General features: G+C 62.1%; 23 protein-coding genes and 1 tRNA gene. 11 read left to right on the forward strand and 13 right to left on the reverse strand.

All coding sequences use genetic code 11. From position 1 onward, the window contains the following. Nucleotides 1-3 precede the first annotated feature (3 nt). The 5 genes from VRS74_RS09285 to VRS74_RS09305 all read left to right on the forward strand — a co-directional run bounded on the left by VRS74_RS09285 (nucleotide 4) and on the right by VRS74_RS09305 (nucleotide 6,957). On the forward strand, nucleotides 4-807 hold the full coding sequence (locus tag VRS74_RS09285; RefSeq protein WP_354144975.1) for a recA-like protein: 804 nt from the start codon (nucleotides 4-6) through the stop codon (nucleotides 805-807). Beyond that, on the forward strand, nucleotides 692-2,293 hold the full coding sequence (locus VRS74_RS09290) for a Y-family DNA polymerase (RefSeq protein ID WP_354144976.1): 1,602 nt from the start codon (nucleotides 692-694) through the stop codon (nucleotides 2,291-2,293). Before VRS74_RS09285 ends, VRS74_RS09290 begins: the two co-directional genes overlap by 116 nt. Nucleotides 2,294-2,365: 72 nt before the next feature. After that, complete coding sequence (locus tag VRS74_RS09295; protein ID WP_354144977.1) at nucleotides 2,366-2,698, forward strand: PilZ domain-containing protein; 333 nt, start codon at nucleotides 2,366-2,368, stop codon at nucleotides 2,696-2,698. A 104-nt stretch (nucleotides 2,699-2,802) separates the two neighbouring features. Beyond that, entirely contained in the window at nucleotides 2,803-6,285 is a 3,483-nt protein-coding gene (locus VRS74_RS09300) for an error-prone DNA polymerase (RefSeq protein ID WP_354144978.1), read from the forward strand. Nucleotides 6,286-6,309: 24 nt separating this feature from the next. Then, nucleotides 6,310-6,957, forward strand: coding sequence for a LysE family translocator (locus VRS74_RS09305; RefSeq protein ID WP_354144979.1), 648 nt, complete (start codon nucleotides 6,310-6,312; stop codon nucleotides 6,955-6,957). Here the strand turns inward: VRS74_RS09305 and phoB are convergent. From phoB to recJ, 8 genes are all read right to left on the reverse strand, one after another. After that, nucleotides 6,954-7,643, reverse strand: coding sequence for a phosphate regulon transcriptional regulator PhoB (gene phoB, locus VRS74_RS09310; RefSeq protein WP_354144980.1), 690 nt, complete (start codon nucleotides 7,641-7,643; stop codon nucleotides 6,954-6,956). The genes VRS74_RS09305 and phoB overlap by 4 nt on opposite strands. A 68-nt stretch (nucleotides 7,644-7,711) precedes the next feature. Further along, nucleotides 7,712-8,380, reverse strand: a complete 669-nt coding sequence (gene phoU, locus VRS74_RS09315) for a phosphate signaling complex protein PhoU (RefSeq protein WP_354144981.1) — start codon at nucleotides 8,378-8,380, stop codon at nucleotides 7,712-7,714. Further along, a complete protein-coding gene (pstB, locus tag VRS74_RS09320; RefSeq protein ID WP_354145050.1) occupies nucleotides 8,380-9,126 on the reverse strand; it encodes a phosphate ABC transporter ATP-binding protein PstB in 747 nt (248 codons plus the stop codon). The genes phoU and pstB overlap by 1 nt, the downstream gene beginning before the upstream one ends. A 38-nt stretch (nucleotides 9,127-9,164) precedes the next feature. Then, nucleotides 9,165-10,430 (reverse strand): phosphate ABC transporter permease PstA, encoded by a 1,266-nt coding sequence (pstA, locus tag VRS74_RS09325; RefSeq protein ID WP_354144982.1) that lies wholly within the window; start codon nucleotides 10,428-10,430, stop codon nucleotides 9,165-9,167. Next, a complete protein-coding gene (pstC, locus tag VRS74_RS09330) occupies nucleotides 10,423-11,805 on the reverse strand; it encodes a phosphate ABC transporter permease subunit PstC (protein ID WP_354144983.1) in 1,383 nt (460 codons plus the stop codon). The genes pstA and pstC overlap by 8 nt, the downstream gene beginning before the upstream one ends. A 161-nt stretch (nucleotides 11,806-11,966) precedes the next feature. Further along, nucleotides 11,967-13,154, reverse strand: a complete 1,188-nt coding sequence (locus VRS74_RS09335) for a sensor histidine kinase (RefSeq protein WP_354144984.1) — start codon at nucleotides 13,152-13,154, stop codon at nucleotides 11,967-11,969. Nucleotides 13,155-13,248: 94 nt separating this feature from the next. Then, nucleotides 13,249-13,323: transfer RNA gene (locus VRS74_RS09340), tRNA-Glu, on the reverse strand. A 62-nt stretch (nucleotides 13,324-13,385) separates the two neighbouring features. Further along, nucleotides 13,386-15,173 carry a single-stranded-DNA-specific exonuclease RecJ gene (recJ, locus tag VRS74_RS09345; protein ID WP_354145051.1) on the reverse strand — a complete coding sequence of 596 codons (1,788 nt, stop codon included), beginning with the start codon at nucleotides 15,171-15,173 and terminating at the stop codon, nucleotides 13,386-13,388. Between the two features lie 81 nt (nucleotides 15,174-15,254). Here recJ and VRS74_RS09350 point away from each other — a divergent pair, with 81 nt between their 5' ends. The 3 genes from VRS74_RS09350 (at nucleotide 15,255) to VRS74_RS09360 (ending at nucleotide 17,218) form a co-directional block, all read left to right on the forward strand. Further along, entirely contained in the window at nucleotides 15,255-15,740 is a 486-nt protein-coding gene (locus VRS74_RS09350; protein ID WP_354145052.1) for a flavodoxin family protein, read from the forward strand. A 114-nt stretch (nucleotides 15,741-15,854) separates the two neighbouring features. Next, a complete protein-coding gene (locus VRS74_RS09355; protein WP_354144985.1) occupies nucleotides 15,855-16,688 on the forward strand; it encodes a hypothetical protein in 834 nt (277 codons plus the stop codon). Nucleotides 16,689-16,693: 5 nt separating this feature from the next. Continuing rightward, a complete protein-coding gene (locus VRS74_RS09360) occupies nucleotides 16,694-17,218 on the forward strand; it encodes an AHH domain-containing protein (protein ID WP_354144986.1) in 525 nt (174 codons plus the stop codon). Here VRS74_RS09360 and VRS74_RS09365 read toward each other — a convergent pair. The 3 genes from VRS74_RS09365 to VRS74_RS09375 form a co-directional block, all read right to left on the reverse strand. Beyond that, the gene (locus VRS74_RS09365) at nucleotides 17,215-18,201 is read right to left on the reverse strand and encodes an NAD(P)H-dependent flavin oxidoreductase (RefSeq protein ID WP_354144987.1); all 987 of its coding nucleotides are present in this window, start codon (nucleotides 18,199-18,201) and stop codon (nucleotides 17,215-17,217) included. The genes VRS74_RS09360 and VRS74_RS09365 overlap by 4 nt on opposite strands. Nucleotides 18,202-18,307: 106 nt before the next feature. Further along, the gene (locus VRS74_RS09370; protein WP_354144988.1) at nucleotides 18,308-19,357 is read right to left on the reverse strand and encodes an amidohydrolase family protein; all 1,050 of its coding nucleotides are present in this window, start codon (nucleotides 19,355-19,357) and stop codon (nucleotides 18,308-18,310) included. 76 nt (nucleotides 19,358-19,433) lie between these two features. Beyond that, entirely contained in the window at nucleotides 19,434-19,958 is a 525-nt protein-coding gene (locus tag VRS74_RS09375) for a hypothetical protein (protein ID WP_354144989.1), read from the reverse strand. Between the two features lie 159 nt (nucleotides 19,959-20,117). On the opposite strand from VRS74_RS09375, the gene VRS74_RS09380 reads away from it, so the two are divergent. Then, complete coding sequence (locus VRS74_RS09380; protein WP_354144990.1) at nucleotides 20,118-22,124, forward strand: S9 family peptidase; 2,007 nt, start codon at nucleotides 20,118-20,120, stop codon at nucleotides 22,122-22,124. Here the strand turns inward: VRS74_RS09380 and leuA are convergent, their stop codons facing one another. Then, a complete protein-coding gene (leuA, locus tag VRS74_RS09385) occupies nucleotides 22,125-23,813 on the reverse strand; it encodes a 2-isopropylmalate synthase (RefSeq protein WP_354144991.1) in 1,689 nt (562 codons plus the stop codon). It lies immediately after the preceding gene. Nucleotides 23,814-24,029: 216 nt separating this feature from the next. Between leuA and VRS74_RS09390 the strand changes: the two genes are divergently transcribed. Beyond that, a complete protein-coding gene (locus tag VRS74_RS09390; RefSeq protein WP_354144992.1) occupies nucleotides 24,030-24,461 on the forward strand; it encodes a PaaI family thioesterase in 432 nt (143 codons plus the stop codon). Beyond that, entirely contained in the window at nucleotides 24,458-25,594 is a 1,137-nt protein-coding gene (locus VRS74_RS09395) for an epoxide hydrolase family protein (RefSeq protein ID WP_354144993.1), read from the forward strand. Before VRS74_RS09390 ends, VRS74_RS09395 begins: the two co-directional genes overlap by 4 nt. A gap of 10 nt (nucleotides 25,595-25,604) precedes the next feature. Here the strand turns inward: VRS74_RS09395 and VRS74_RS09400 are convergent, their stop codons facing one another. Continuing rightward, on the reverse strand, nucleotides 25,605-26,753 hold the full coding sequence (locus tag VRS74_RS09400) for an alpha-hydroxy acid oxidase (RefSeq protein ID WP_354144994.1): 1,149 nt from the start codon (nucleotides 26,751-26,753) through the stop codon (nucleotides 25,605-25,607). Nucleotides 26,754-26,759 lie beyond the last annotated feature (6 nt).

Genomic DNA, 26,759 nt, shown 5'->3' on the forward strand with positions numbered 1-26,759 from the left:
CAAATGAGTCGTTCCCATATGCTCCATCCTGCCGTCCATTCCCCGGAAACGCCGCCGCTCGCTGTCACTGGCGAGGGTGCCGCTGCGCTGCTGCGTACCCGCTTGCCGCGCTGGCGGCCGGGCTTGGCCGCGCCCGCGCACAGCGAGGTTTTTGCAAGTGGCGATCAAGCGAGCGGGGCGGGGCTGGCGCTCGCCCTGGCGCGCGATGCGCTGAAAGCAGCCGGGCGATCCGGCCCGGCGCAAGAGGACCGGCGCCAACTGCTGTGGGTGCAGGATCGTGCAGCGGTGAGATTGACCGGGCGCCCCTATCGCCACGGGCTTCCACCCGAATTGCGCCACCGGTTGATCCATGTCGAAGCCCAGACTCCGGAGGACGCGCTGTTCGCATTGGAAGAGGGACTGCGTTGCCGCGACCTGGCGTTCGTGCTGGGTGAAATCGCTGGCAATCCGCGCGCGCTGGATTTCACCGCTTCGCGTCGGCTCAGCCTCGCAGCGGAGAAGCATGGCGTGCCACTATGGTTGGTGCGGCTAGAAGCGCAGCCCGAGCTTTCCTCTGCGCGGATGCGCTGGAAAGTCGCGGCTGCACCTTCGGCTCCTGCAAGGTGGAATGCGGCTGCGCCGGGCCACCCTGCCTGGTATGCCGAACTGTTCCGTGCACGGTCGCATCCACACGGGGAATGGAGCTTGAGCGATGACGGCAACAGCCTCGCCGCCGCTCGACCGCACAACAGCCCTGAAAGGGCCGCCGCGCCGGATCATGTCGATCTGGTTCGCGCAGTTTGCGGTCGATCGCTGGCGGCTCTCTAACGGCTTCAGGCGCGGTGAAGGCGCGGATGCCGCGCCCACTGTGCTGATTGCCGAAACGGCGCATGGTCCGCGCATCGCCGCAGCCAATGATGCAGGGCGAGCTGCCGGTGCACGCGCGGGCATGATGCTGGCCGATGCGCGTACCCTGTGCCCCGCGATTGCCGTCGCGCCATCCGATCCGGCAGGCGACCTTGCCTTTCTGGAGAAGCTGGCGTTGTGGGCGCAACGCTGGGGGCCATGGAGCGCGCTTGACCCGCCCGACGGGCTGGTCGTCGATGTCACGGCTGTAGCGCATCTGTTCGGGGGCGAGCGGCGCCTGATCGCCGATGCACGCGCTGCAATTGCCGCACGCGACCTCAATGCTCGTTTGGCGATCGCGCCCACTGCCGGTGCAGCATGGGCGCTCGCGCATTACGGGCCGGATGGCGCGATTCTGGGCCCGGACAACGATGCCGCGATGCGCCTTGCCGAATTGCCAGTGGCGGCGTTGCGTCTCGATCCCGATGTGCTCACCGTGCTGCGCAGGTTGGGGCTCAAGCGGCTTGGGGAACTCGGCGGAGTGGGGCGCGACGCGCTGCAGCGCCGCTTCCGCAACCGCAAGTCACCCTCGGCCAATCCGCTGGTGCGGATGGACCAGCTGCTTGGCCGCGTGCCCGAGCCGCTGCTGCCGGTCGTGCCGCAGGACATTCCACTGGTCGAGCGGCGCTTGCTCGAACCGATCCGTCACCGCGAGCTGCTGGACCAGGTGCTGCGCGACCTTGCCGCCGATATGACGCGCGAACTCGAAGGGCGGGGCGAGGGCGCTCGGCGGCTCGAGCTGGGGCTGTGGCGGGTCGATGGAGAAGTCATCATCCGTGCGCTTGAGCTTTCCGCATCCACTCGCGATCCAGCGCATATCTGTCGCCTGTTCGGCGCCAAGCTGGATGGTGTGGATGCCGGTTTCGGGATCGAACTGCTGCGCTTGCGGGCCAGCTGGGTCGAGCCGCTTGCACTCGGCCAGCGCGATATCGAAAGTGCGGCGGAATCGCATGGCACATCGCTCAATGCCTGTATCGACCGGCTTACCGTCCGCCTTGGGCCGCAGGCGGTGCGCCGCCCTGTCCCGCATGCCAGCCATGTGCCCGAGCGGGCGCAGCGCTGGCAGCCCCCGCTCGAACCTGAACCTGCCACTCAAGGCGAGCTGGCGTTTCATCAGCGCCCGCTCAAGCTGCTCGACCGGCCCGAGGCTATCGCGGTGCTCTATGCCACGCCCGATGGCTATCCGCGTTCGTTCCGCTGGCGCGGCGCAGTGCGCGAAGTGGTGAAGGTGGAAGGGCCCGAGCGGATCGCGCCCGAGTGGTGGCGGGAACGCTCCAGCGCGCGGCTGCGCGATTACTATCGTATCGAGGACGAGAAGGGGCGGCGATACTGGATCTATCGCCACGGCCTCGCCGGTGACGAGCGCGGCGATTTGCCGCTCTGGTATCTGCACGGGCTTTACGGTTAACGCCCAAGTTACGATAAAATAACGGAAATTGGTGATAGACATTTCTTTACGGTTTTTCGGCATATAGAACCAATGCAAGAAACTGGTTCGACACGCTCCTCAGATCGCAAGCGGCTCGACCTGCTGGTGCAGGGCCGGATGCGTTCGCGCACGCTCTACGTCGAAGTGGTCGACGTTTCCGAAGGCGGCTGCAAGATCAAGGGGCGCCATGGCTTCGCCGAAGAAGGCGAGAAGGTCAGCCTGCGGATCGACGGCGTACGTACGCCGCTGGGCAAGATCGTGTGGGTCGATGGCGAGTTTACGGGAATTGCCTTCGAGGGCACGATGCATCCGGCGATCGTCGACCATCTCTATCACGAGCGGCTCAAGCGCAAGCCGGCATCGGGCAAAAGCAAGGCAGCCTGATCCTTCACTGTGGTGCTTCAACCGGGCATGTTCCGGTTGAAAGTCTATATAAGAACATATAGTGAACATAAGGCCGACCGAATTCAGTCGCTGGCCTTGAAACCATGCCCGATGCACCGCTGACACCTGCCAAACGCCGGATCGAGCTCGACCCCGATACGCTTGAGCCGCCAGCGCGTGCACGCTTTGTCGAACTCGGGCTGGCGAGCTGCTTCAGCTTTCTGCGTGGGGCATCCGATGCGGTCGACCTGGTGAGCCAGGCCCGCGCGCTCGGTTACGATGCGATCGGGATCGCCGATGTCAATTCGATGGCTGGCGTGGTGCGCATCCATACCGAGGCTAAGGCGCTCAAGCTGCGGCCGGTGATCGGCACGAGGATCGAGACGATCGAAGGCCTCGCCTTCCTTGCCTATCCACAAGACCGTGCAGCCTATGGGCGGCTATGCCGGCTGATCAGCGCCGGGCGGATGGCGACGATCGATGGCGAATGGCAGGAGAAGGGAGCTTGCGATATATCGCTACCGATGCTCGCCGGGCACGCAGAGGGCGTGCAACTGGTTCTGCTGCCGCCCGATGATTTGCAAGCGCGTTTCACAATTCCCGCCTGGGCCGGCAATGTCGTGATGCTCGACGGCCGTGAGTTGTCGGAAACGGTCACTGGCAGCTTTTCCGAATTGCTTCCGCACCTGACGCTGGGTTTGCCGACATTGCGCTTCCTTGCGGCCAGCTACCTCTATCGCGGGGATGATGTGGCGCGGATCACCCGGCTCGACGCCTTGGCACGGGCCAATGGACTTGGCCTGCTGGCCACGAATGACGTGCATTACCATGCGCCCGAGCGCCGTCCGTTGCAGGACGTGATGACTGCGATCAGGCACAAGACCACGGTCGCCAGGGCCGGGCACTTGCTCGCCGCCAATGCCGAGCGGCATCTGAAGTCGCCGGAAGAAATGCAGCGCCTGTTCGCGCGTTGGCCGCATGCGATTTCTGCCTCACGCGAAGTGGCCGATGCCTGCCAGTTCAGCCTCGACGAACTGCGCTACGAATATCCCGAGGAAATCCATCCCGATGGTATGACGCCGCAGCAATATCTCGAAGCTGAAACATGGAAGGGTGCGGACCGGCGCTATCCTGAAGGCGTGCCTGACAGCGTGCGCGACACGCTGAAGCGCGAGCTGGCGCTGATCGGCAAGCTCGATCTCGCGCGCTATTTTCTCACCATCAAGGATATCGTCGATTATGCGCGCGGGGTCGATCCGCCGATCCTGTGCCAAGGGCGCGGTTCGGCGGCCAATTCGGCAGTGTGCTACTGTCTCGAGATCACCAGCGTCGACCCGGCACGGCACCAGCTGTTGTTCGATCGCTTCATCTCCGAGGAACGCAAGGAGCCGCCCGATATCGATGTTGATTTCGAGCATGAGCGGCGCGAGGAGGTGATCCAGTATATCTATCGCAAATATGGCCGCCATCGGGCCGGGCTTGCCGCCACAGTGATCCATTACCGCCCGCGCATGGCGATCCGCGAAGTGGGCAAGGCAATGGGTCTTTCCGAAGATGTCACCAGTGCGCTCGCACGCACCGTGTGGGGCAGCTACGGGCGCGAGATCGGTGAGAAGCATGTCGCCGAGACAGGCATGGACATCACCGATCCATACTTGAGGCGCGTGATCAAACTGGCCGAACAGATGATCGGCATGCCGCGCCATTTGAGCCAGCATGTCGGCGGCTTCATCCTCACCGAAAGCGCGCTTACCGAAACGGTGCCGATCGGCAATGGCGCCATGCCCGATCGCAGCTTCATCGAATGGGACAAGGACGACATCGAAGCGCTTGGCATCCTCAAGGTGGATGTGCTGGCGCTGGGCATGCTTACCTGCATCAAGAAGTGCTTCGACTTGCTTGAGGCGCATCATGGCCGCGCACTGACGCTGGCAAGCGTGCCGCGTGAGGATCCGGAAACCTACACCATGCTGCGACGAGGGGATTCGCTCGGCGTGTTCCAGGTCGAAAGTAGGGCGCAGATGAACATGCTGCCGCGCCTGCGCCCGCGCGAGTTCTACGATCTCGTCATCCAGGTGGCGATCGTGCGGCCCGGCCCGATCCAGGGCGATATGGTGCATCCCTATCTGAAGCGTCGGCGAGGGGCGGAACCGGTGCAGATCCCGGCCCCGAGCCCCGAGCACGGCCCGCCTGACGAGCTTTCCAGCATCCTCGCGCGTACGCTGGGGGTGCCGATCTTCCAGGAACAGGCGATGAAGATCGCGCTCGACGCGGCCAGGTTCTCTTCCGCCGAGGCCAACCGGTTAAGGAAAGCGATGGCGACTTTCCGCAGCCGCGGCATGGTGTACGAACTGGAAGACATGATGGTGGGGCGCATGGTCGCGCGCGGATACGATCCCGATTTCGCCGCGCGCTGCTTCAACCAGATCAAGGGCTTTGGCGAATACGGTTTTCCGGAGAGCCATGCGGCGAGTTTCGCGCATCTTGTCTATGTTTCGAGCTGGCTTAAATGCCATTTCCCTGCGGCTTTCGCCTGCGCGCTGCTCAATTCGCAACCGATGGGGTTTTACGCTCCGGCGCAGATCGTGCGCGATGCGCGCGAACATGGGGTCGAGGTCCTGCCTGCAGACGTGAACCATTCCATGTGGGACAATACGCTTGAGGAAGTCAGCGCGGCGGACGGGGCGCGGGAAGGGCGGTTTGACCGGCACATCTCCATGCGGATCGGCTTGCGCCAGGTCGATGGCCTGCCCGAGCATGTCGCGGCGCGGATCGTGGCGGCGCGTGCTGAAGGCGGGGTGTTCGGTGACGTGGCCGAGTTGCGCGAACGGGCGGGGCTCTCGCCCGCGCATATTGAACGGCTCGCCAGTGCGGATTGCTTCAGCTCGATGGGGCTGTCGCGGCGGCAGGCGCTGTGGGATGCACGCAGCCTGATCGCTGCGCCCGATTTGCCGCTGTTCCGGGCCGCCGCCGAGCGCGATGAAGGCGCGGAGCGCGCACGTACGCTGCTGCCGCAAATGCCGCTCAGCGAGGAAGTGGTGAATGACTACCAGACCATGCGGTTGAGCCTGAAAGCGCATCCCATGGCTTTCCTGCGGGCTTCGCTGGCCGAGCGCGGCTTCGTGCGCGCCTGCGACCTGAGGGAACGCAATTTTCGCAGCATGGTGCAGGTCGCCGGGCTGGTGCTGATCCGCCAGCGGCCCGGCAGCGCCAAGGGCGTGTGCTTCATCACGCTGGAAGACGAGACCGGGGTGGCAAACCTCGTGATCTGGCCAGATCTGATGGAGAAACAGCGCCGTGTGATCATGGGGGCGCGGCTGATGGAGGTACGCGGCCGGGTCGAATATGATGACGAAGTGATTCATGTGATCGCGCAGCACCTGACCGATGCGACCGATGCGCTTTACGGCCTGGCTGACGACCTTCTTTCTGCCCCAGTTGCGCGTGCTGACCATGTCAGCAGTCCGCTGACGGGGCGTAATCCGCCAGTTATCCGCCCGCGGGATTTGCATTGTGAGCGAGCGCCGCCCAGCCGCGGGCACCCACGCGATCTGAGGATCCTCCCCAAATCACGTGACTTCCATTGATCCCGAAGCTAGCGCGCGTGCGCCATGCTCGATCCCGAAAAACTCATCGCATTCATGATCGTGACCGGCGTGACCAGCATCGTCCCGGGTGTCTCGATGGCCTTTGTCATGAGTCAGGCGATCTGGCGCGGCACGCGTTCTGGCTGGGCCGCGCTGTTAGGAATGCAGATCGGTTACGGTGTGTGGTGGGTGCTTGCGGCACTGGGGCTGGGAACGCTGGCCAAGGCATATCCGCTCGCCTTCTATGGCCTTGCGCTGGCAGGTGTGGCCTATCTCATGTGGCTTGGGATCATGGCTATCCGTCACTCATTCAAGCATGAGGAAGCGCACGAACCCGCAACGGAGAAGGCCTCACGCAACGCATTTCGCGACGGCATCTTTGTCGCCATCGGCAATCCCAAATCGCTGATTTATATGGTTGCCCTGATCCCGCCCTTCGTCGACCCGGGCAAATCCATCGGCTGGCAGATTGCCTTGCTGGCCATCGTTGCGCTGGTCATCGACCTGATCGCGGGCGCGCTCTACATCTTTGCCGGGCGTCAGCTCGCTCGCACGCTGGATCGCCCAAACACTCGGCGCTGGGTGGATCGCGGAATCGGGGCAGTATTCCTGCTGATAGGCGGCTTGATCCTGGCAGACTTGATGGGAAGCGCGCCCGGTGGCCTGATCTAGACCGCTTCGAGCGCGTATCCGGCCGAGCGGACCGTGCGGATCGGATCCTTCGCGCCGCCAAGCTCGATCGCCTTGCGCAGGCGCCGGATATGCACGTCAACCGTGCGCAGTTCGATATCGCTGCTGGTGCCCCACACGCCATCGAGCAACTGCCCGCGACTGAACACGCGACCGGGGCTTTCCATGAAGAATTTGAGCAGCCTGTATTCGGTCGGGCCGAGCTTCAAATCCTTGCCGCGCCGCTGCACCTTGTGCGCCACCGGGTCGAGCTTGAGATCGCCGACAGACACCGTTTGGCCGGCCAGTGCAGGGCGGATGCGCCGCATCACCGCCGCGACCCGTGCGAGCAGTTCGCGCGGGCTGAACGGTTTGGTGAGATAGTCGTCGGCGCCGGTTTCGAGCCCGCGTACCCGGTCATCCTCGGCTTCGCGCGCGGTCAGCATGATGATCGGGACATGGGCTGTCTGCTTGTCGCGGCGCAAACGGCGGCAGACTTCGATCCCGCTGGTGCCTTCGATCATCCAGTCGAGGATGATCAGGTCCGGCGTATCCTCTGCCGCGAGGATCAAAGCCTCGTCGCCATCCGGGGTACAGCGGACCGCATAACCTTCGTTGCGGAAACGGTATTCGAGCAGTTCGGACAGGGCCGGATCGTCTTCGACCAAGAGCAGTTTTGCGGCAGACATGCGGCGCTTCACTCCTTAGATGCGCTTTCCGGCTCCTGCCCTTATGTCACTTTCAAGACAGAATGATGTCAGTCGTCATGATCGGGCGGATAAGTCCCGGTTGCGGCAAAATGCACCATCTCGGCCACATTTGTCGCATGGTCGCCGATCCGCTCGATGTTGCGCGCGACGAACAGCAGCTGTGCAGCACTCGAAATAGTGGCAGGATTTTCAACCATGTAACTGACAAGATTGCGGAAAATGCTGTCGTAAAACGCGTCGACCTTAGCGTCCGCGGCGATCACTTCGCGCGCCAGCTCAGGGTCGCGTGCGGCATAGGCGGTAAGCACGTCATGCACCATCTCGCCTGCCAGTTCGCCCATCGCGGGCAGCAGGGTCAGCGGTTCGAACCGCTTGCGATCCTGGATTTCACCCACACGGCGGGCGATATTCTTGGAATAGTCGCCAATGCGCTCAACCACGCCGGCGATCTTCAACGCCGCGATCACTTCGCGCAGGTCGTCCGCCATGGGCGCACGCAAGGCGATCACGCGCACCGCGAGCTTGTCGACTTCCATTTCGAGTGCGTCGATCTTCTTGTCGCGCGCAACGATCTGGTCCGCCAGCACTTCGTCGCCGCGTACCAGCGCATCGAGCGCCTCGTTGATCGAAACCTCGGCCAAGCCGCCCATCTCTGCGATCAATCCGCGCAGGCGGGTGATGTCCTCGTCGAATGCCTTGACTGTATGCTCGGCCATTACCCGTACCGTCCTGTGATGTAATCCTTGGTCCGCACTTCGATCGGATTGGTGAATATGTCGGAAGTGTGACCGTATTCGACCATCTTGCCAAGGTGGAAGAACGCAGTGCGCTGCGAAACGCGCGCCGCCTGCTGCATCGAGTGGGTGACGATCACGATTGCGTAGCGATCAGTCAGTTCGGCGATCAGTTCCTCGATCTTGGCGGTGGCGATCGGATCAAGCGCCGAGCAGGGCTCGTCCATTAGGATCACTTCGGGATCGACCGCGATCGCGCGTGCGATGCAGAGGCGCTGCTGCTGGCCACCCGAAAGCGCGGTGCCCGAATCGTTCAATCGGTCCTTCACTTCGTCCCACAGGCCGGCGCGGGTCAGCGAACGCTGGACCACTTCGTCGAGTTCTTCCTTGGTCTCTGCCAGGCCATGGATTCGCGGGCCGTAGGCGATGTTCTCATAGATCGTCTTCGGAAAGGGGTTAGGCTTCTGGAACACCATCCCCACCCGAGCACGCAGCTGCACCACGTCCATGCCAGAACGATAGATGTCCTCGCCGTCGAGCTCGATCGTTCCTTCCACGCGCGCGGAAGGGATGGTGTCGTTCATCCGGTTGAGCGCGCGAAGGAAAGTCGACTTGCCGCAACCCGATGGGCCAATGAAAGCCGTCACATAACGGGCGGGGATGTCGATCGAGACATTGTCGATCGCCTGCTTGTCGCCATAGTAGACCGAAACGTCCACGGCGCGCATCTTGGGGTCGATGACCTCCAGGTTTGGATGGATTACAGTCACCACTTTTTCTCGAATTTGTTGCGGAGGTAGATCGCGAGGCCGTTCATCACCAGGAGGAACAGCAACAGGATGATGATCGCAGCGCTGGTGCGCTCGACAAAGCCGCGGTCGATCTCGTCGGACCACAGGAAAATCTGCACCGGCAGCACCGTTGCGGGCGAAGTGAAGCCGTCGGGCGGGGTCGCCACGAATGCGCGCATGCCGATCATCAGCAGCGGCGCAGTTTCACCCAATGCACGCGCCATCCCGATGATGGTGCCTGTAAGGATGCCCGGCAGCGCGAGCGGCAGGACATGGTGGAACACCACCTGCACTGGCGAAGCGCCGATCGCCAGCGCACCGTCGCGGATCGAAGGCGGCACGGCCTTGATCGCGTTGCGCCCTGAAATCACGATCACCGGCATAGTCATCAGTGCCAGCGTCATGCCGCCGATCAGCGGGGCCGAGCGGAAGTTGGGGAATATCCAGAGGAATACCGCCAGACCAAGCAGGCCAAAGATGATCGAAGGAACTGCCGCCAGATTGTTGATCGAAACCTCGATCACGTCGGTCCAGCGGTTCTTCGGAGCGTATTCCTCGAGGTAGAGCGCGGCCAGCACGCCAATGGGAAAGGCGAGCAGCAAGGTCACGATCATGGTCAGGATCGAGCCCTTCAAGGCGCCCCAGATGCCCACCTTCTGCGGGCTGGTGGCGTCGGCGCGTGACAGGAAGCCGGGGTCGAAATTGTTCGACAGCTTGCCTTCCGCCTCGAGCCGCTCTGCGAGTGCCCTTTCTTCAGGCGTGCCTTCGCCTTTCAGTGCTGCAGCAAGGTTGTCAGTCGCCGGAAGGCTGAACTGATGGGTGCCCTGCAACAGGGCGGGGTCCTTGATCACTGCGGCTGCCACATCGCGCCATGCCTCGGTGCTGAGGCCCTCAGCAGCTTCGCTGCCGAGCGATTGCTCCGCGTAGAACGCAACGACATCGGGCAGGCCCTGGATCTGCAGCGTCTGGAGCCCACCAGGTCCGCTCAGGCTGTTGGCGTCACCGGAAATCCCCGAAGAAGGAAAGTCGATGGTGACATCAAGCTCGGCGCGCTGGAAGCCGGCAACGCCATTGAAGGTCATATTGCCAAGCAGGAAGATCAGCACAGCAACCGACACAAGCACGGCGCTGAGCCCAGCCAGCTTGAAGCGGCGCTCGGCAGCATAGCGCTTGGCGAGGCGCTTGCGAAAGGCCTCGGTCCGCGTCGGCGCTATATGCGTGGATGTTGCAGCGTCACTCATATGCTTCGCGGAACCGCTTGACGACGCGCAGGGCAACGAAGTTGAGCCCAAGCGTCACGATGAACAGGACCAGGCCGAGCGCGAAGGCGCTGAGCGTGGCAGGATGGTCGAAGCTGCCTTCGCCGGTCAGCATGGCAACGATCTGGAAGGTGACAGTCGTCATTGCCTCAAGCGGGTTGGCAGAGAGATTTGCCGCAGCGCCGGCCGCCATCACCACAATCATGGTTTCGCCGATGGCGCGGCTTATCGCCAGCATGACGCCGCCAACGATACCGGGCAGCGCGGCAGGCACCAGCACACGGCGGATCGTTTCCGACGTTGTTGCGCCAAGCGCCAGGCTGCCATCGCGCATCGCGCTGGGCACCGCAGCGATGGAGTCGTCTGCCATGGAGGAAACGAACGGGATGATCATCACACCCATAACGACACCGGCAGCGAGGGCGCTTTCGCTCGAAGCATTGGCGATGCCCATGGCTACGGCCGCGTCGCGGATTGCCGGTGCAACTGTAAGCGCGGCGAAATAACCGTAAACGACGGTCGGAACGCCAGCGAGAATTTCCAGCGCGGGCTTGAGCCAGGCGCGGAGGCGCGGGTTGGCATATTGCGTCAGGTAGATCGCGCTCATCAGGCCCAGTGGAATGGCCACGATCATGGCGATGATCGCACCGATGTAGATCGTGCCCCAGAAAAGCGGAATCGCGCCATATCGACTCGGGTCCGGATTGTCGGGGTTGCTCATCGGGTCCGGGCCCCAGTGCGTGCCGAACAGGAAATCAATCGGCGAAACCATTCCGAAGAAGCGGACTGTCTCGAACACGAGGCTGGCGAAGATGCCGAAAGTCGTGAGGATCGCGACCAACGAAGCCAGCAGCAGGATGGCCATGACAGCGCGTTCAACGCGCGTGCGGGCTGCAAAGTCCGGTTTGACCTTGAGGAAAGCGAAGATGCCGGTGAGCAAGGCGATCGCCGCTGCGATCGCTATGCCGATAAGGCGGAATCGCTGGATCGCATCGGTAAACGGAGCGACCAGCGCTTCCGAATCCGGATTGAACACAGCTCCGCCGCCTGCAGCGACCGAGCTCGCTTCCGCCAGGATAGAGTCGCGCTCGAAACCGAACAGGGGGAGGTTTTGAGCGGCAGGCGAGGCCAGCACCGCATTCGTCACCAGTTGCGGCTCAATCATTGCCCACAGAATGGTAAAGGCCAGCAGGGGCACCACGACCCACAGGGCCACATACCATGCGTGATAGTTTGGGCGAGCGGCAAGTCGGCGGGGTTCGCTGTCCTTTTGGAAGCTCCACGCCTTCGCGCGAGCCGCAAGCCAGGCGGCAAGGCCAAGCCCGAGGGCGATCAAGAGCAAGGTAATCGAAGTCATCGGGTTACTGTTAAAACCTGCACTTCTGTCCGGCGCTGGCAGCCCAAGGATGGGCTAGGCGGCGTGTGTTTCAAACTGGCGTAAGACGCGGACTGTCCTCGATCGGGCGTGGATTCGCACATGGCTCACCGCCCCAATGTTAAAGAAATGTGACAGTTCCATTACATTCCGTCCGGCTCATTCGTAGCGGCCGGAATCCGCACCACCACCGAAGTTCCTTTGCCCAGTTCGCTCTGGATGTCGAGACGCCCGCAGTGACGTTCAACAATGTGCTTCACAATGGCCAGGCCGAGGCCGGTTCCGCCTGAAGCGCGGCTGCGACCGGGATCGGTGCGATAAAACCGACGGGTGAGGTGGGGCAGGTGATCGGCCGCAATGCCTTCGCCTTGATCGGACACTGTCAGGCGAGCCTGCCCGTCCTTTGCTTCAGCGAGTTCGACGGTGACCGGCGTTCCGGCCTCGCCATACTTGAGCGCATTGTCGACAAGGTTTCGCACCAGTTGTTCGATTTGCTGCGTATCACCCTGAATTTGCATGGGTTGCTTGATTTCAAATTGCAATCGCGCGGCACGCTCATGCCCGGCTGCGTCGCGCGCGGCGCGTTCGACCACCGGTGCGAGATCGATCACTTCGGTCGGCTGGTCGTGCTTCTCGGCCTCGACTCGCGAGAGGGACATCAGGTCGCTGACCAGTGACTGGAGCCGGTGCGCTTCACGCAGGATCGTATCGAGAAATTTCTGCGTGGTCGGCGCATCAAGGTCGTCATCGCGCAAGGTTTCGACATAGCCGATGATTGAAGCGAGCGGGGTGCGCAATTCGTGGCTCGCATTGGCAACGAAATCGGTATGCGCTCGGCTGATGTCAGCTTCGGCGGTGAGGTTTATCAGTTCGATGACCGACAGCTCGCCATCGACCTTCTGGCGGTTGATCCGCCAGATATCGCGACGGCGCACCAGCCCGCGGATGATGGCAGCGCCATTGCCTTTCTTTCCCAGCAATTTGATTGCTTCGGGCTGGCGGAAGGCCATGCGCGCGTCCTGGCCGATCACGTGCTTGCCGAGAACCTTTTGTGCTGCCCGGTTGGCGATTGCGATACGTCCGCGGTCAAGCACAAGCAAGGGTGTTGCCGAATGCTCGAACAGTTCGCCCATGTTCTCGCGCGAGATAATGCCAGCCTTTGCGGGGGCGCTGGTCTGGGGCGGTTTGCTGCTGACGAGGTAGAGCGATCCTATCCAGATCACCAGCATACCAAGGGCGATAAAGGCGTCGAAACCCAGTAGAATCAGCGCAAGCGCAGTGGCGAGCGCGATCAGGATTCCCGCAATCGGATGCTGCTGGCGATCGTCCATGGCGGGCGGGGCATACCAGAACCTCGCGGCAAGGAAAGCGCCAACAAGTCGCTGTCCCCCGCGAGGGGAAATTATGAAAACAATGTGAAGGAGGTGGTGACCCCTACGGGAATCGAACCCGTGTTTCAGCCGTGAAAGGGCCGCGTCCTGACCGCTAGACGAAGGGGCCACGCTCGTTGCGAGAGCGCGCCAATAGGGGCGCGGGTGATTCCGGTCAACCCCAGTTTTTCGTCAATCCGCGAAGGCCGCATCTTCGAGGTGAAGCTCAGCCTGAGGGCGTGCGCCCCAATCGTCGATCTTGACCCGGCCTGCGAGGTGGAAACGCCTGCCCTGCGCGCGATGCAGGATCGTTTGCGCCATTTCGGTCTCCGCCGCGCGGAAGGCGATTGCCTTGAGCGAGCGCCCATCGTCTCCTGCGGCGATCACTCGCAAATGGTCTTGCCCGACGATATCGGCCTTCACGATTCGTACCGGCCCAACGGCCACTCGCGGGCCGGGCCAGCCGACGCCGAACGGCCCGGCCCGGTCGAGCGTTTCGACCAGGTCCGGAGTTAGGCCACCGGGCGCCACCGCCAGATCGAGCTGGATCGCCTGGCTTTCCAGCGCCCTGCCGACATCGCGTGCAAGCCGATTGTCGAGGAACTCGCCGAGCGGATCGATCTGGCTGCGCTCCACCGTGAGCCCCGCGGCCATGGCGTGGCCTCCACCGGCGAGGAGCAGGCCCGATTCGCGTGCAGCGATGATTGCGGCCCCAAGATCCACGCCCGATATCGAGCGCCCCGATCCCTTGCCGGTGCCACTGTCTTCATCGAGTGCGATCACGATACTGGGTTTGCCGGTCTTTTCCTTGATCCGACCAGCCACGATCCCGATCACGCCCGGGTGCCAGCCACTGCCTGAGAGCACCACGACCGATCGGTTGTGCTGCGAGGCGATCTGCGCTTCGGCGGCTTGCTGTACCTCGGCCTCAATTGCGCGGCGTTCCTCGTTCAGTTGCGACAGCTGTTCGGCGATCTCGCGGGCTTCATCGGGATCGGAAGTGGTCAGCAGCCGCACGCCAAGCGTCGATTCGCCTACGCGCCCGCCGGCGTTAATGCGCGGGCCCAAGGCAAAACCCAGGTCACTGCATTGTGGCGCGCGCTTCAGCCTGCTTGCGTCGATCAATGCGGCCATACCAATGCGCTCACGGCGCGACATCACCTTGAGCCCTTGAGCCACGAAGGCCCGGTTGAGGCCGTGGAGCGCCGCGACATCGGCCACCGTGCCGAGCGCAACAAGGTCAAGAAGCGCCATGAGATTGGGCTCTGGCCGGTCTTCGAAGAATCCGCGCTCACGCAGCGTTCGCACCAGTGCGATCGCCAGCAGGAAGGCCACGCCCACTGCGGCCAGGTGGCCATGGGCGGCCGCAAGGTCGGATTCGTCGAGCCGGTTCGGGTTCACCAGCGCAGCCGCCAGCGGCAGTTCCGGCGCGCATTTGTGGTGATCGACCACGATCACGTCGACACCTGCGTCATGCGCTTGCTTCAGAGCCTCATGCGCCATTGCGCCGCAATCGACCGTGACAATCAGGCTCGATCCCGCTTCTGCCAGCTTCAGCAGTGCCTCGCCGCTGGGGCCGTAACCTTCAAGCAAGCGGTCGGGGATGTAGTAGTTCGCATCCGCCCCCAATTCTCGCAGCAAATTGACGAGAAGGGCCGCGCTGGTTGCCCCGTCGACGTCGTAATCGCCATAGATCGTGATCGCCTCTCCGCTCAGCACAGCCTGGGCGATCCGCTCGGCGGCGGATTCCATGTCACGGAATTCGCTCGGGTCGGGCAGGAATTCGCGCAAAGTGGGCGTCAAATTGCGTGCAAGGTCTTCTCGAGTGACGCCGCGCGTCAGCAGCAGTTGCGTGAGTATATCGTCTTCCAGGCCGGCTACGCCTGGTTCGATTTCCATATTCCCTCCGCGCCAATGCCATGCACGGCCTGACAGGGATGATGTTACGCCAAGCACATGGGAGATCGATCGGGAGGCCATTTCCAATACCTATCCGATCGCTGCGGGCGCGAGAAGGCTGCAAGATTGACTTTCGACATCTTGGCCCGTCTGTTGCGTTGGATGGCAGAGGGAACACTCCTTATCGCATGGCACAGCCGCACTGGCGCGAGCGAGGCGCTTGCTCGTGCGGCCGCGCAGGGAGCAGGCTCGGCAGCGCTTTTGGCACGCGCCGATGAAGTCCGGCCGGAGGACCTCATCCGCGCACGAGCCTATCTTTTCGTTTGTCCCGAGAATTTGGCCACCATGAGCGGGCTGATGAAGGAGATGTTCGATCGCTGTTATTATCCGGTTCTCGGTCAAATCGAAGGGCGAGCATACGCTACCATTATTTCGGCCGGGTCCGATGGGGAGGGCGCGCAGCGCCAGATCGATCGGATTGCTACTGGCTGGCGATTGCGACGCGTGGCCGACCCGATCATCGTCAACGTCCATGCGCAAACGCCGGAAGAAATCCTGGCCCCGAAGCACCTAGATAGTGCCCAATTGACGCGGGCGAGCGAACTTGGCGCCGCTCTGGCGGAAGGTATCGAGCTCGGAATTTATTGAAGTTTCAAAGTCAAACGGCTCCAATCTGGAGCAATCAAGACTCGACGTCGCCCAAAAATAGAGTCACTATTCGTTTTTAGGCATGAAGGTAGGAGCGGGCGGCTGGTCGTAAGCGTGACGGAGGGCCGGGACAACCATGCACGGCATGTCGTGCGAGGGGTATTCTTACTCTTTTCCCGCCATAAGCGCCCCGATCGAGGAGCAATCCGCGATTTCGTCAAATCGCATCCGACAATTTCACTGACGCACGATCGGACCGCTAGAACACAACTGCATCTCGTTGGTGAAACGGAAGCGCTACATCCCACTTCGACGAGTAACGATGGGGGAAGTGACAACGAACTCGTCTGGCTGGAACTGCTGCGCGAAGGACTTACGTTCGACATCGCTGGCCTTTTGCCCGGAGAAGGCCTCGAGGTTCCCCCGTGCGAACATCAATTCGACTATCGTGAAGAGATTTGCCGTAGTCGCCTTGAGGCTGTGCGGCTTACGCCCGGATCGCACCTTGCCGGAGGAGAGGCCAGCCTGCCCGTGTTGCGAGGCATGTTTTCGCTTACGCGCGATCTGGTGCGGCACTCCGAGGCGATCGAAGCGATCGCATGGCCCCCATCATCGAGCCTGATCGGCCGGCGATTCTTCGAATCCACGGTTACGGCTTGGCTTGAAGGGGGAGCCTTTCCTGCGCTGGGCCTGACTGCGTTCCGCGAAACACTTAATGGCGGCCTCGTAAGTGTCGGGCTCGAATTCCTGATTGGCCAGGAACTGCGCATCGAACCACCACTTGCCGGAGACAAGGTTGCGGCCACCCGCCTGGGGGTTCGACTGGTCAATCAGTTGGTGCTGTCTGGCCCGGTTGAGGGAATGGAACAAATTATCGCTCCCGATGGCCAGCGTTTGCAACTCGAGCCCTCAAGCAATGGCAGGTTCGTCCGCGTCTGGGGTGCTTGAACCGGATGAGGGATTTCTCAGGGGCTGCCCGCGCCAATCGTTCCTTCATTCCCTTTCGAGCGGTAAATCGCAAGCAAGCCCCCGATTACGACCCGGCACTCCAGCGACACCACCTTTTACCGCGTCAATTGCTGTCACAGCGATGCTTTGGCGCGATGTTCGAGAGCATCGGCACTCGGCGGGTTGGCTTCGATGATTTCCGCGCGAACGGCTTGCCGTTACCAGCGACCGAGAAGCGCGCTGCAAGCATCGGCATGCCACTGCATCGCGGTCCTCACCGCGAGTACAATGCCATTGTGATCGAGCGGGTAGGGTGCATCGAGCATCGCTGGTCCTACTCGAGGGCGCGCGCGCCGCAAGAGGCGCTGGAAGAAGCGATCTTTCGGCTCGCGCTGCTGCAACGCGCACTTCACACGCGCCTGCTCGCGGAGCGCCGCAGGATGGTGCTCAATCGGAAAGACCCGCTGGGGACAGGCTTCGACTTCAGCGAGCTCGACGCTATGGCCGAGACGCTATGGCAAGTTACCTAGCCGACCCAGGGCTTGTAGGCTGACTTTGCCGCGAGTTCGGCTTTGCCCGCGTGATATTCGCGTTCGAGCCGGGCCACGAGGTCTTCCACTGTGCCGACCTGCTTGATCGCGCCAACGCCCTGTCCCGAGCCCCAGATATCCTTCCATGCCTTGGCCTTGGTGTTGCCGCCGCTGCCGAAATTCATCTTGGATGGATCGCTGACAGGCAGGTCATCAGGGTCGAGTCCTGCGGCAACGATCGAACTGCGCAAATAGTTGCCGTGAACGCCGGTAAAGAGGTTCGTGTAGACGATTCCTTCGGCACTGCCTTCCACGATTGCGTCCTTGTAACGCTGGTCGGCATTGGCTTCCTTCGTGGCGATGAAGGCGCTGCCCATATAGCCGAAGTCGGCGCGCATCGCCTGCGCGGCCAGGATCGAATAGCCATTGGCGATCGAGCCGGACAAGGCGACCAGCCCGTCGAACCATTCTCGAATTTCCTGCATCAGCGCAAAGGGTGAAAGGGAACCTGCGTGCCCGCCAGCGCCGGCGGCTACCGGGATCAGGCCGTCGGCACCCTTTTCGATCGCCTTTTGGGCAAAGCGATTGTTGATCACGTCATGCATGGTGATCCCGCCCCAATTGCGCACGGCCTGGAACACTTCTTCGCGTGCGCCAAGCGAAGTGATTACCAACGGCACCTGCCATTTCTCGCAAGTCGCCATGTCGGCTTCGACGCGGTCGTTCGACTTATGGATGATCTGGTTGACGGCGAAGGGGGCAGCCGGGCGGTCGGGGTTCTCGCGATTGTGCTTGGCCAGTTCCTCGGTGATCTGGTGCAGCCATTCATCGAGCAGTGATTGCGGCCGGGCATTCAGCGCGGGGAAGCTGCCGATAATCCCTGCCTTGCATTGCGCGATCACCAGTTCAGGGCCTGAAACGATGAACAGCGGCGAGCCGATCAGGGGAAGTCGCAGTCGGTCGAAGGGTGCGGGAAGGGCCATCGGGTTCTCCGTTCAAGATACTGTTTGGCGGATCGATTAGGCAGCGCCGCAGCCGCTGTCGAGGCCCTGAATTTGCTAGGGCCCCGTGCGCTTCGATGCCGTAGCGTCAGGCTGCTGGCAGGATATGTTCGATGCCGTAGAAGCGTGCCGCGTTGCCTGCGTAAAGCGCGCGCTTCTCATCGGCGCTTGCGCCTAGGGTGATGCGCTTGAACGCGTTCCAGAGCACGGGATAATCTGCGCCCCAGTAGTCGACCGGATAATTGCTCTCGAACATCGCCCGGGAAGGGCCGAATGCTTCGATGCAGGTTTCGATATAGGGCCGCCACATCGCGCCAAGGTCTTCGGAGCTGAATCCTGCCGCCGGGCCCTTTTCGGGTAGCCCGCAGAAAGCCATCGCCAATCCGCCGAGCTTGACGACCACGTTCTCGCATTTCGCAAGTTCGTGGATGTTGTGCCGCCACGTGTCGAAGCGTTCATGCAACTTGCCGTGGTAGCTCGCGATATTGAGCGGCGTGCCGCAATGGTCGAGGCAAATTGGCTGGTCGGGAAAAACGCGGGCAAGGTCGATAATGTCGGGCAATTGCGGTTCGAGCAGCCAGGCATCGAAGGTCAGGCCCATGCGAGCCAGATGTGCGAAGCCTTCACGGAAAGACACATCCCGATAGAGGCCTTCGGGGGCGTGGAAGGGGGCGCCGAGGACTTTGGGGTCGGCGTCCCATGCAGCCTGATGGCGGATTCCGCGAAAGCGATCTGGCGCGGCGGCCTTGAGCCTTTCGAGTACTGGCGCTGCCTTGTCTCCCAATTGGAGATTGGCGTGTCCGATGATTGCGGCACAGGCGCGCAATGGGCCGTAGAGCCCGCAGGCCGATTGCGCGGCAACGCCGTTCACGAATTCCACTTCGCCAACGACCTTCATATCGTCGCTCGCATCGGCCCGGTAAAAGGCACCGCATTCCATGAAGACCGTGCCGATGACATTGTGGCCGCTAGTCAGGTGGGCGTGAAGCTCATCGAAGGTGTAATAGGCGTTGTCGCCCAGCGCCTCGATAAAGGGGTGCCGTGGTTCCGGAAAGGCTCCCATCAGCGGTCGCAGGTCCCACAAATGGTGATGCGGGTCGATGATCGGCAGGTCGGGTTCGAGAATTTCTTCGGTCATATCAGGCGCCTCTCCACTCCACCCATCTCACCCGCAAAGCCGCACAGATCAAACTGTCTAAAGAGACCAATCCTCTCTAGTCCGGTTTGTATTGTGGCCATGCGGGTTCGGCCCAACTGTTCAGCTCCACTTCTGCACCTCGGTCGATCCGTCCCGCGATTATGCGTGTTGCGTCCATCAGGCCATCGCTGCTCGTGATAAGGCAGTCGTTTCCGTCCTGCTCGATACCTTCGATTGCACCAAGCTCCTCATCGCATGGCGGGTCGTAGAAATCGACGCGGCGCTCACTGACATGCGCGACGGCAAACAGCAGGGATGACCCTTCTCCCGCGAATTGCACCGCATACCATCCCTTTGCTGCTTCATGGACAAACAGCGACATCACTTCATCGTCACTGTGATAGACATAGCCGCCGCCCGGTATCACCTGGAGTTCGACATCGACCGGGTCCTCACCATGGGCATGGAATCGATAGGCGCCTGCCTCGACCGGCTGCACAGACCCCGCCTGGAAGATCAAAGGTTCATCGGAGGACCAACAAGCGCTGAGGGAAGGGATCAACCCTGAGACCATCAGTGCACCGAGAAAACGTGAAACCATAATCCCCTCCGCTCTGCCTTACCGGCCTATGATCCCTATACCGATTTCCGAGCCACAAATCAGCCGCTCTATTGATCGATCTCCTTTCGACTGATCTTCGGCATTGCCTCTGGCGCGTGAATCCTTATCCCCTAGCGGCACAACATTCGGGAGATTTTCATGCGTTACGCGGCACTGGCTCTGGCACTTCTGGTAACTACTGCACCAACCATCGCCGAGGCGCGCAAAGCGGAGGTAGCAGATCTCTTGAAGGTCGCGCGGGTCGGCAATCCCGACATCGCGCCCGACGGGAGCGCGGTAGTCTACACCGTAACCACTGCCGATACCGAAAAGGACGCAAATGTCAGCCATATCTGGCTCGCGGCGTGGGATGGGTCGGGCAAGCGACAATTGACCAGTCGTCCCGGCGAAAGCGAAAGCTCCCCGCGCTTCAGCCCTGACGGATCGGTGATTGCCTTCATCTCTTCGCGTGCGGCGAAGGACGACGAAGACAGCAATGCACGGCTTTGGTTCCTGCCGCGCGCTGGTGGCGAGGCCTATCCCTTGCCGGGGATCAGCGGTTCAGTATCCGATTATGCCTTCTCGCCGGACGGCAAGAAGCTGGTGCTGGTAGTGGAAGACCCGAAGCCGAAGAAGGAAGGCAAGGACAAGGATCGCCCTGAGCCGATCGTGATCGATCGTTACCGCTTCAAGCGCGACGGCACCGGCTATCTCGACAATCGGCGCGAGCGGCTGTGGCTATACGATATCGCCAGCGGCAAGGCAGAGCGGCTGACCGATGGCGATTATGACGAGGCGCTGCCTTCGTTTTCTCCTTATGGAAAGCATATCGCATTCGTATCGCGCCGCTTCCCCGACGCTGAGCGTTCGCCCGACTTCAACCTGTTCATTGCTGATGCGGCGAATGTCGGTGCCACACCGCGCCAACTGACGACCTATCCGGGCGCAGACAATGATCCGTCTACCGGATCCTATCCTGCATGGAGCCCCGATGGATCGCAGATAGCCTATATTCGCACGGGCGATCCCAAGCTGATCTGGTATGCGGTGAATGCACTGGCTGTCGTGCCCTCGGTCGGTGGCGAGGAACGCATCGTCACGGCATCGCTCGATCGCAATGTCACCGAGCCGTTCTGGTCGGCCGACGGTCGCTCGATCAATTTCATCGTCGAGGACGACGGTGTGCAGCGGCTCGACAGTGTCTCCGCAAAGGGCGGCGCCATTACGCAGGTGGCAAGCGGCGAGCGCGTGATTACCTCGCCAACGGCTTCAGCCAATGGGCGGCTGGCGCTTCTTTCTTCCGATCCGACGAGCCCCACGGAGGTTTTTGCCTTAGACAAGGGCAAGCTGCGCGCGCTCACCGATCACAACTCTGCGCTGATCGGGGAACTCGATCTCGGCAAGGTCGTGAGGACCAGCTTCAAGAGCAAGGACGGAACCGAAGTGCGCGGGTTCCTGATGACCCCGCCTGACTACAAGCAGGGCACGAAGGTTCCGACCATCCTGCACATCCACGGCGGCCCGACCGCTCAGTTCGAAGCTGATTTCGATATGATGCGGCAAGTGATGGCGGCGCGCGGATATGCTGTGGTCTTCGTGAACCCGCGCGGCAGCACCGGTCGCGGTGAAGCCTTTGCTGCCGCGATCAATGCGGCGTGGGGTTCGGTCGATGTCGAAGACGTGCTTGCAGCCGTGGACGACGCCGTGGCGCGCGGTGTGGCCGATCCCGACCGGCTCGGGATCGGCGGTTGGTCCTATGGCGGCATGCTGACCAATTACACCATCGCCAGCGACAAGCGCTTCAAGGGTGCGGTGAGCGGTGCGTCGATCAGCAATGTCCTTTCCGGCTATGGCACCGATCACTACGTCTACGAGTACGACGTCGAACTCGGTTACCCTTGGGAGAACCGTGAGGTCTGGGATCGGATCAGCTATCCCTTCTTCCACAACGACCGGATCGTCACGCCAACCTTGTTCATGGTGGGTGGCTCAGACGTAAACGTGCCGACGCTTGCCAGCGAGCAGATGTACCAGGCGCTGCGCTCGCGCGGGATCGAGACGAAGCTGGTGATCTATCCCGGCGAGTCGCACGGAATTCGTCGCCCGAGCTTCGTCACGGACCGGATGGATCGCTGGCTCGGCTGGTTCGACGCGAAGGTCAAATAGCTAAGCGGCGACTTCCCGTACGGCGCTGTTGGCGGCGCTGAGCACCGCGCGAACGCTCGCCGTGGCGATGTCCTCGTCGATCCCGCAGCCCCAAATGGTGCGTCCATCGGGCGTACGACATTCGAGATAGGCGGCTGCACGCGCATCGGTGCCGGTTCCGAGCGCATGTTCAGTGTAGTCGGTCACTTCCAGCTCGACACCAAACGTGTTGCGGATCGTGCTCATCACGCTGGAGATCAGCCCGTTTCCGCGCCCGCTGACGGTCTGTTCCTGCCCATCGACTGCGATCTTGCCGGAGAAAATGCGCGTACCGTCTGCTGCGCGGCTTTCTTCATAGTCGACAAGGCGGAAGTGGCGCGGCTCGATCTTGACGTAGTAGGCCTTGCGGAAAGCGTTCCAGATATCGGCTGCGTTCAGCTCGCGTCCCAGCTCGTCGGCAAGGTGCTGGACGTGCTTGGAAAAGTCCGCCTGCATCTTTTTCGGCAGCTTCAGGCCCTGATCCTGTTCCAGCACCCACGCGAAGCCGCCCTTGCCGGATTGCGAATTGACGCGGATCACGGCCTCGTAATTGCGGCCGAGGTCTGCCGGGTCGATCGGCAGGTATGGCACGCGCCACAACTCGTCATTCTGCTTGGTGTGGGCTTCGAAGCCCTTTTTGATTGCATCCTGGTGCGAGCCCGAAAAGGCCGTGAAGACCAGTTCGCCGCCATAGGGGTGGCGCTGGTGCACGGGCAGCTCGTTGCAATATTCCACCGTTTCGATGATCCGGTCGATGTCGGAGAAATCGAGGCCGGGGTCGACACCCTGCGTGTACATGTTGAGCGCGACGGTCACGATGCAGCAATTGCCGGTGCGCTCGCCATTGCCGAACAGGCAGCCTTCGACGCGGTCGGCGCCCGCCATCAACCCCAGCTCCGCCGCCGCAACGCCAGTACCGCGATCGTTATGCGTGTGCAGGCTGATCACCGCGCTGTCGCGATTGGGCAGGTTGCGGCAGAAATATTCGATCTGGTCGGCGTAGATATTGGGAGTTGCCGCTTCGACCGTGGCGGGCAGGTTCAGGATGATGGGATGCTCCGGCGTTGGCTGGAGAACTTCCATCACGGCCTCACACACGGCGATGCTGAAATCGAGCTCGGCAGTTGAGAAGGTTTCGGGCGAGTATTGGAAATGCCAGTCGGTTTCAGGCCGCTTGGCGGCTTCGTCGCGCATCACTTTCGCGCCCGCGATTGCGATTTCGCGCACTTCGTCCTTGGACATGCGGAACACGATATCGCGCCATGCGGGGCTGACGGCATTGTAGAGGTGGACGATGGCGGACCGGGCGCCTTCGAGGCTTTCGAAGCTGGTGCGGATCAAGTCTTCACGGCTTTGCGTCAGCACTTGCACCGTCACATCGTCCGGGATCTTGCCTGATCGGACGAGGCCGGAAATGAAGTCGAACTCTGTGGCGCCAGCGCTCGGGAACCCGACTTCGATCTCCTTGATGCCGATGCGCACGAGTTCCTCGAAGAAGCGGTTCTTCTTCACCGCATCCATCGGGTCGATGATCGACTGGTTGCCATCACGCAAATCGGTCGAAAGCCAGCGCGGCGGCGAAGTGATGGTGCGGCTTGGCCACTGCCGGTCGGGCAGGTTGACCTGAGGGAAGGGCCGGTACTTGCGGCTTGGATCGGACAGCATGGTCATTGGTATCGAACTCGTAACGAAACTGGATTGAGGCGGTGCGGCGATGCTCCCTTGGGCGCCCCGCGCGCCATCAAGGCACGCGACTGGTCACGCCCAAGGGCGTGTAAGTCGTAGCAGCGGCAGCGATCCGTTACGTGTCATGCGGGCTCAATTGCCGAAAATTGCGTCGAGCGCAAGGCGCTTGGAGAGAAAAAGCGAGCCGACTATCACCGAAGCATGACAGACACTCACGCCGCAGAGCCTTCACTGTACCAGATCATGGGGCTGGTACGTATCGTCATCCTCGACCCGGAAGGGCGCGCGACGCTTGAATACGAAGCGAGACCGGAGATGTGCCATTCGGGTGGCGTAGTGCAGGGCGGCTTCGTGACTGGGTGGATCGATGCGGCAATGGCGCATGCGGTGATCGCGCGGCACGGCAAAGGCTTCGTGCCGATGTCACTCGAACTCAAGGTTAGCTTTTTCGCTCCGGCGCGGCCTGGGCTGGTGATCGCAGAGGGTTGGGTCGAGCGCGCGGGCAAGCGCACCAATTTCTATGAGGGGCACCTCAAGGCCCCGGACGGGACTGTATTGGCCAAGGCGACCAGCACGATCCTTCTGGTAGATACGGAACGAGTGGTCGCGGCATCGAAGGCAGCAACGCAATGAACGAGATTCGCACATTCAACCTGGATATCGAGGACGCGGCACTCGCCGATCTGCATCTCAGACTCGATATGGCCCGCTGGCCCGAGAAGGAAGCGGTCGACGACTGGTCGCAAGGGACGCCGCTAGCCGAGTTGCAGGAGCTGTGCCGCTACTGGCGTCACGGGTATGACTGGCGCGCGTGTGAGGCCCGGCTTAACGCTCTGGGCCAGTTCGTGACCGAGATCGACGGGCTGGACATCCATTTCCTGCATGTCCGCTCGCCGCATGAGGATGCCTTGCCGCTGATCCTGACGCATGGATGGCCGGGATCGGTGATCGAGTTCCTCGAAGTGATTCCGCGTTTGACTCAGCCCGAGGAATTCGGCGGGAATGCCAGCCAGGCATTCCATGTGGTCGCGCCGTCGCTGCCCGGCTTCGGTTTTTCCGGCAAGCCGAATGCCACGGGTTGGGGCGTCGAGAAGATTGCGACTGCCTGGGCCGAATTGATGCGGCGGCTCGGCTATTCTCGCTGGGTGGCGCAGGGCGGCGACTGGGGCAGCGCTGTGACGACCGCCATCGGTGCACAAGCGCCTGAAGGTTGCGCGGGAATTCACATCAACATGCCGCTCGGGCAACCGACGCCGGAAGACCTTGCGAGCCCTACGCCAGCCGAGCTGAAGGCGCTGGGGGCGCTGCAGCATTACCAGGATTGGGACTCGGGCTATTCCAAGCAGCAGAGCACGAGGCCCCAGACCGTGGGTTATGGCCTCGTCGATTCGCCGGTTGGGCTGGCCGGGTGGATATTCGAGAAGATGTGGGCATGGACGGACAATGATGGTTCGCCGTTCGATGCGCTGTCGCGTGACAGGATCCTCGATAACATCATGCTCTATTGGCTGCCGGCCACGGGTGCGTCCTCGGCGCGCCTGTATTGGGAGAGCTTCGCCAAGTTCGGACAAGGAGAAGTGAAGGTTCCAACTGGGGCGAGCGCCTTCCCCAAGGAAATCATCCCGGCACCGCGGAAGTGGGCGGAAAGGCGCTACACCAATCTCGTCTATTGGAACGACTTGCCCAAGGGCGGGCATTTTGCGGCATGGGAACAGCCCGAGTTGTTCGTCGATGAATTGCGGGCCTGTTTCGTGCAGATGCGTTAGGCGGGATCGGTCAGCGCCAGCGCAGCCTTTCGGGGGTCAGTTGATCGATGCTGGTGACGCCCATCAGCCGCATCCCGCGTTCGATTTCATCCTTGAGGATGCCGACCGCGCGTTCGACGCCGGGTTGGCCGGTGGCGGCAAGGGCATAGAGGTAAAGCCTGCCGCCCGATGCGGCGGTTGCGCCGGCGCACAGGCTCTTGAGCACATGCGTGCCGCGTCGAACGCCGCCGTCAACGATGATCTCGATTTCGCCGCCGACTGTATCGACGATCTCGCGCAGCTGGTCGAAAGGCGCGCGGCTGCCGTCGAGTTGGCGCCCGCCGTGATTGGAGATCATGATCGCGTCCGCTCCGATCTGCACCGCTCGCCGCGCGTCATTCGCGCTCATCACGCCCTTCAGGCAGAATTTTCCGCCCCAATCCTCGCGGATGCGGGCCGCCGTGTCCCAATCCATCGAAGTGTCGAGCATGGTGTTGAAATAGTCGGCGATGCTCACCGCCTTGCCGCTGCCTTCGCTGACATGGGTGTCGAGATTGGGCAGGCGGAATTTTTCGCGGAAGAGGTAATCGAGCGTCCAGCGCGGGCGCGTGGCATAACTCCACACCGCGCTGGCCGAAAAGCGGGGCGGGGTGGTGAACCCGCTGCGCAGGCACCGCTCGCGCTTGCCAGATACGATAGTGTCGACTGTGAGCGCCAGGGCATCGAATTTGGCGGCATGGCAGCGCTCGATCATCGAGCGGTTCAGCCCCTTGTCCTTGTGCACATAGAGCTGGAACAGCTTGGGGGCGTTGGTGAGCGCGGCCACTTCCTCGATACTGCGTGTCGCGAGGCTTGAAATGCCGAACCACAGGCCGAACTTTTCCGCTGCCTTGGCGACCGCAGTTTCGCCCTGCCAGTGAAAAGCGCGCTGGACGGCCGTGGGGCTGAGCATCAAAGGCAGGGCGCTCTTGCGCCCCATGATCGTGCAGCTGGTATCGATCTGGGCGACCCCTGCCAGCACGTCAGGCACCAGATCGCACGTTTCGAAGGCGGCGGTGTTGCGCGCCTTGGTCAGCTCGTCATCCGCTGCCCCGTCGATATAGTCGAAAACCGGCCAGGGCAGTCGCGCCCTGGCCAGCTTCCGGAAATCGTCGATATTGTGGCAGTCGGAAAGGCGCATGAGGCA

The sequence above is a fragment of the Altererythrobacter litoralis genome (assembly GCF_036324225.1).
Taxonomy (GTDB): domain Bacteria; phylum Pseudomonadota; class Alphaproteobacteria; order Sphingomonadales; family Sphingomonadaceae; genus Erythrobacter; species Erythrobacter litoralis_A.